This window comes from Arthrobacter sp. H41 (assembly GCF_000520535.1).
In the GTDB taxonomy this organism is placed as follows: Bacteria; Actinomycetota; Actinomycetes; order Actinomycetales; family Micrococcaceae; genus Arthrobacter_D.
This window is the reverse complement of record NZ_KI914819.1, coordinates 103,460-109,689: the sequence shown is the minus strand read 5'-3', so window position 1 is coordinate 109,689 and position 6,230 is coordinate 103,460. Positions and strand designations below refer to the sequence as shown.

General features: G+C 64.1%; 6 protein-coding genes. 4 read left to right on the top strand and 2 right to left on the bottom strand.

All coding sequences use genetic code 11. The features are described 5' to 3' along the window. Positions 1-231: 231 nt before the first annotated feature. Positions 232-1,371, bottom strand: coding sequence for an ROK family transcriptional regulator (locus tag Y705_RS0113490; RefSeq protein WP_026533240.1), 1,140 nt, complete (start codon positions 1,369-1,371; stop codon positions 232-234). A 172-nt stretch (positions 1,372-1,543) separates the two neighbouring features. Further along, a complete protein-coding gene (locus Y705_RS0113485) occupies positions 1,544-2,299 on the bottom strand; it encodes a FadR/GntR family transcriptional regulator (RefSeq protein ID WP_026533239.1) in 756 nt (251 codons plus the stop codon). Between the two features lie 155 nt (positions 2,300-2,454). Between Y705_RS0113485 and Y705_RS0113480 the strand changes: the two genes are divergently transcribed. The 4 genes from Y705_RS0113480 to Y705_RS20010 form a co-directional block, all read left to right on the top strand. After that, entirely contained in the window at positions 2,455-3,753 is a 1,299-nt protein-coding gene (locus Y705_RS0113480; RefSeq protein ID WP_253908623.1) for an ABC transporter substrate-binding protein, read from the top strand. 155 nt (positions 3,754-3,908) lie between these two features. Further along, positions 3,909-4,847: a carbohydrate ABC transporter permease gene (locus Y705_RS0113475; RefSeq protein ID WP_026533237.1), complete on the top strand. Its 939-nt coding sequence runs from the start codon at positions 3,909-3,911 to the stop codon at positions 4,845-4,847. Beyond that, complete coding sequence (locus tag Y705_RS0113470; protein ID WP_026533236.1) at positions 4,847-5,743, top strand: carbohydrate ABC transporter permease; 897 nt, start codon at positions 4,847-4,849, stop codon at positions 5,741-5,743. The genes Y705_RS0113475 and Y705_RS0113470 overlap by 1 nt, the downstream gene beginning before the upstream one ends. 3 nt (positions 5,744-5,746) lie before the next feature. Next, a partial coding sequence (locus Y705_RS20010; RefSeq protein WP_081738062.1) for a gluconokinase occupies positions 5,747-6,230 on the top strand: 484 nt, incomplete at its 3' end.

Sequence of the window (6,230 nt, the reverse complement as noted above, 5' to 3'; positions counted from 1 at the left end):
CCCCGCCGTGGTGAGGGCGATGCTGAGCAGTCCTGCAGTCAAAATCGACGTAGTTGTATCCTTCATGATGATGTCCTATGGGGTGATACGGGTGAGAGATTCGTCTCCGGTCCCAGCAACCGAGCAGCGGACATCCCCGCTGGTTCTTGGCCCTGCATCCGGACGCTGCGGAGTCCGGCGAGGCGTGGGATTATGCTACGCCCGGCCCGAAAGGAGTGTCCAGAGGACGGGTCAATCCAGTGTCCCCAGAATGGTGCGCTGGATGACCACCGCTGCGGCACCCCGCGCCCACTGGGTGAAATCGGTGGGCCGGCGGTGGAGCTGGATCGGTGTTGCCTCGGGGTCACGGTAGTACGCGATGGCCCGGGCGATATCCTCCGCAGCTGCTTCGGCGAGGTCCATCCCCTCCCCGGACAGCACCACGCACTCCACCATGGTGAGGTTGGCGACGGCGGCAATCAGCTTGCCCAGGGATGCGCCGGCACTTCCCACGACGGCGGCCGCCACCGGGTGGTTCTCCTGGGACAACCTCAAGATGTCGGGATAGGGAAGCGGCTCGCCGGTTGCGGCGGCGAACTGGGAGCAGATCGCGGGGATGGTCAGGACGGCGGAGGAGCACCCCCGGTGGCCTTCGAAACACAGGGGGCCGGCGGCGTCGAGGGGGTAGTGCCCCGCCAGGCCCAGTCCGGCGTCGGGCGGCGCGATCACCCGATCGTTGATCACCACTCCGTAGCCCACTCCCGCACCTACCGTGAGGACGGCGAAATTCGCTTTCCCGCGGCCGGCACCGAACCACTGTTCGGCGATGGTGAGCGCGACGAGGTCATTCTCGAGGACCACCGGCAGGCCTACTTCCTCTGCAACGAGCCGCGCCAGGGGAACACCGCGCCACTCGAGGAACGGGGCACGGAGCACCACGCCGTCGTCACTCACCTTTCCGCCGACGCTTATTCCCACGCCACGGGGCCTCTCCACCGCGCCCAGGTCGGAAATGACCCCGACGATCGCCGCGACGACGTCGGGGACGGAGTGGCTTGGAAGGGTGCGTTCGGCAGCGGCAATGGCGTCGGAGTGAAGGTTCGTGGCAACTCCAGCAGCCCTTTCGCCCGTGAGCTTGATGCCCACGAAGTGGTGCGCATCAGGGCTCACCTCGAGGGGCCTGGTGGGTCGTCCGATGGACGATGCCTGCTGTTCCTCGGACTCGCGCAGCAACCCCGACTCGAGGAGCGGTTTGCTCAGGCGGGTGAGACTCGCAACGGAGAGGTTGAGCCGGGCTGCCAGTTCGGCCCGGGAGATCGGCCCGCGGATAAGTACTTCACGGGCAAGGTTGCGTGCGTGGCTGTCCCTGGGAAGGGAGTGGACTGCGCGCATGCCTGCCTCTCCGGGGCTTTATGAGGATTATTTGCAGGGCAACACTAACACCGCCGACACCTCGACCAGCCGCCAAGATCGCCAAACTGAGCAGCAATGGTGGGTGCACGACGACGGCACCCACCATTGGTGCGCAAGTTCCGCAGCTGCCCGAGGAAAAGGGACGAGGAAGCTACTTGTGCGCTTCCTCGTCCCACAGCGTGCTCATCTCATCCATTGCACGATTCATGATGGCGAGCATCGCGACCTGCGCATCCGCCGGATTGCCCCGCTGGATGGCGCTGGCCACATCCACGTGCATCTGCAGCGCCTCTTCATGCGGGTGCTCCGGCATGAGCCCGTAATGGGTCCGGCCGGTGAGTACCTCCGCCACCAGCGAGTTGAGCTTTCCGAACATCTCGTTCCCGGAGCTCGAGAGCACCAGTCGATGGAACTGGATATCGAGCCTCAGGAACAACTCGGTATCCCCGTTCTGTCCAGCCGCCCACAGCTTTCCGGCAAGACCCATCAGCTCGCTCGCGTCGGCAAGGGGAGCACGCAGGGCAGCCAGCCGAGCAGCCTGGGGTTCGACGGCGGTGCGGAGTTCGGTCAGTGACCTCAGCTGGGCTACCCGGCCGGGTGATGCCAGACGCCATCGGATGACCTGCGGGTCGTAGAGGTTCCACTCCGTGGCAGGCAGCACCTGCACACCTACGCGCCGTCGAGACTCGACCATGCCCATGGACGCCAGGACCCGAAGGGCTTCGCGGATCACGGAGCGGGAGACACCGAAGCGCTCCTCGAGCTCCTCGATCCGGACGATGGACCCGCTGGCCATGTCTCCGGCACTCATCGCAAGGCCCATCCGATCGACGACCGAGGCGTGCAGCCCGGAAAAGACGACGGCGGGCGTGGCCGTTGAGACCTGGGAGTGTTCGGCCGTATGCATGTCGGAAGCGTACCAAGTGCATATCAATCGGCGTCACTGGTTGCATAAGTATGATTTAAGTCACTACCATTGCTTTTTATAGCAGATGTAAACGCGCATCTACTCCTGGCGCCGCCAACACCGGCAGCTACTCAATGAAGAGATCTGGAGAAACAGTGCAACGCAAAACTTTGCGGGTCGCCGGAATGACGGCGGTTACGGCCATCCTCGCGGGTGGATCTTTGGCGGCGTGCAGTGGCGGAGGGGGCGACGAAGCGGCCTCCGAGACCGTGCGGGTCACCCTTGCAAACCACGTGTGGACCGAGAAGGTCATCGAGGCCATTCCCGAGTTCGAGGAAGAAACCGGCCTCAAGGTCGAGCTCACCCAGCTGGGTGAGGACCAGCTGTCCGCCCAGTACAACGTGCAGCTCAACGCCGGCACGGATGAGATCGACGTCATGATGTACCGCCCCCTGCAGGAAGGCAAGCTCTTCGCGCAGAACGGCTATCTCGCTGATCTCACGGACCGGGTCAGCTCCAATCCCGAGTGGGAATGGGACGATTTCCAGGACGGCCCGGTAGACTCCACCACTTTCGAGGACCAGGTAGTGGGAGTTCCCACCATCACCGAGCGCGAAGTCCTCTACTACCGCACCGACCTCCTGGAGCAGGCCGGCCTCGAGGTGCCCGAGACTCTCGAGGAACTCGAAGCTGCTGCCAAGCAGATCAAGGAAGCGAACCCCGACATCGCAGGCTTCGTTGCACGCACGGGCAAGTCGCCGGCGGTCACGCAGTTCTCCAGCTTCCTGTACGGATTCGGTGGTGACTTCATCGACGACGAGGGCAACTCCGCCGTAGCTTCCCCCGAAGCCAAGGAAGCCTACGAGTACTACGGGCGCATGATCAACCAGTACGGACCGGCAAACGTCAGCACCGACATGAGCTGGCCCGAGGCAATGGCCATCTTCACCCAGGGCGGCGCCGCGTTCTACACCGAGGCTGACAGCCTGTACCAGAACGCCACTGACCCTGCCAACTCGCAGGTTGCCGAGACGGTCGGCTTCGCGCCGATGCCTGCAGGCCCTGCGGGGTCAAAGCCCTACAACGTTCCCTCGTGGGGCCTCGGCATCAACGAAGCCTCGAACAACCAGGACAACGCCTGGAAGTTCATCGAATGGGCCACCAGCAAGGACATGGTCATGGAGATCCAGCAGGCTGGTGTGCCAGGGCCACGCAACTCGGTCTGGTCGGACCCCGCCGGAACCGAGACCTACCCCGAGGACCTCGCCGCAGCGATTGAGGTCAGCGCAGAAAACGGCGTTGGACACGACCGCCCACTGGTCATCAACGTCGGCGAAGCCCGCGAAGTGGTCGGCGATCCGATCGTCGTCGGCATCACCGGCGGCGACGTCTCGGCGGCAGCAGACGCCGCGGACGAAGCGTTCCAGCAGTTCCTCGACGACGAACGCGAGTAGCACCACACGCGAGTAACCCGCGCGCGCCAGCGCCGTCGTCTCAGGCATCAGGCCGGGCACGACGGCGCTGGAGCCGCGCGTCCGACGCACCGTGCCCGTCGACAGTTCGCTGTCACACCAGACTTCTAGACATACCAGCCCCAAGGACGTGGACCATGGCTGTCACCACCATGCCGCCAAAAAGAAAACCGCAACAGCAGAACGCGTGGAAGGCCTACTCCGACTGGGCCAACAACCACCGGAAGTGGCTCTTCGCCGCACCGGCCATGATCTTCGTTGCCATCCTCATCATCTTCCCGCTCGGCTGGACGATGTACCTCAGCCTCACCGATTCCTCAGGATCGGTGCGCGCCGAATCCGAGTTCATCGGCTTCGCGAACTACCTCGAGGTACTCTCCGACGGCGAGCGGTTCTGGCCCGCGGTGGCGCGGACGTTCATCTTCACCAGCGTTGCGCTCCTCGTGCAGATGGTGCTCGGTATGTGCATCGCGCTGCTGCTCTGGCGCCCGTTCAAGGGCGAGAAATGGGTCCGGGTCGCCATCCTCCTGCCGCTGGTGGCAACACCCGTGGCGGTCGGCATGATGTGGCGGCTGATCTTCGATCCGAACATCGGCTTCGCGAACCAGATGCTGGGCCTGCTCGGCATCCCCGCCCAGCCCTGGCTTTCGGGACAGCACACCGCACTGCCCACCGTGATCTTCATCGACATCTGGCAGTGGACCCCCATGGTGGTCATCATCCTGCTCGCGGGCCTCACCTCGCTGTCGGAAGAACCGGATGAAGCGGCGAGGATCGACGGCGCCAACGCCTGGCAGCGTTTCCGCTTCATCACCGTTCCCCTGCTGATGCCGACCATCATCGTGGCCGTCCTGCTGCGCAGCATCGATGCTCTCAAGACCTTCGACCTCCTCTACGCCACCAAGGGACGCGGCGGCGGATCCTTCCACGAGGTGGAAACCCTCAACATCTATGCCTACGGACTCAGCTTCGACTACAACGACTACGGGTTGTCCTCGACCGTGCTGATCCTCTTCTTCCTGATCATCATCGCCGCCATGTGGGTTCTGACCCGCCGCCGGAAGGACGTGCAGTAATGAGCGTTGTGACACCGAAAATGCTCCGGCCCGGTTCCGGCACGGACGCCCCGGCTGCGGTGACGCCGCGACGGAGGAAGCCATTCCGCTCCCGCGCCTACAAGGTGTTCCGCGTGGTGGCGCTGGTGGTAATCGTGGCGGCCTTCCTGGCTCCACTGGCCTGGATGCTACTTGCGTCGCTGAAGACCAATGTGGACATCTACGACGCCAGCAAGACGCTCATCTTCACGCCCACGACGGCGAACTATGAGACAGTGCTGGGCCGCAACAACTACTTCTCCTTCGTGATCAACAGCTTCTGGGTGGCGTTCGCGTCCACCGTGCTCTCACTGATCATCGGGGTGCCTGCCGCCTACTCCATGAGCCGGTTCGCGATGCGCCGCTCCGCGCTCGTGGTGCTCATGGCCCGCATCATCCCGGGCGTGAGCCTCCTGGTGCCGTGGTACTACGTCTTCTCCAACCTGTCGCTGGTGGGCGGATACGGCGTGCTGATCCTTTCCCACATGTTCGTGGCGCTTCCGCTGATCGTGTACATCATGATGTCCTACTACGATTCGATGCCCCTCGAACTCGAGGAAGCCGCGCGCGTGGACGGGCTGACCCACATCGGCGCGTTTTTGAAGGTCACCCTGCCGCTGTCCGTGGGCGGCATTGCGACGGCCAGCATCCTCGCGTTCATCTTCTCCTGGAACAACTTCATGTTCGCCCTCGTCCTGTCGGGAGCCGACACCAAGACGCTCCCCGTGGCCATCTTCAACTTCGTCGCCTATGCGAGCATCGACTGGGGAGGCCTCATGGCGGCGTCCGTCGTGGTGACCATTCCCATTATGGTGATCGCCCTGTTCACCCAGAAGTACATCGTCTCCGGCCTCACTGCCGGCGCGACGAAAGGCTGAACCATGGTGAATCAGCCAAACCCCGTGATCGTGGTCATGGGGGTGCAGGGCTCTGGCAAAAGCACGATCGGCGCGCTCCTGGCCGAGCGGCTGGCCGTTCCGTTCGTGGACGGCGATACCCTGCACTCCGAGGACAACATCGCGCTCATGGCCGCCGGAACCCCCCTCACGGACGCCGACCGGCTGCCCTGGCTCCGGACCGTCGGGGAGACTTTGAGCTCCGGTACCGATACGGGGATCGTGGTGGCCTGCTCTGCGCTCAGACGCTCCTACCGGGACCTGCTGCGGAGCTACGCACCCGGTGCCATGGTTGTCCACCCCTACGGTCCGATCGACCTGGTAGCCGCGCGCATCTCGGCGCGCGAACACGAGTACATGCCGCCGTCGCTCCTTACCTCGCAGTACGACACCCTTGAGGCGCTGCAGGACGACGAGGCGGGGATCACCGTGGACATCGCCCACCCGCCGATCGTCCTGGTGGACCGGA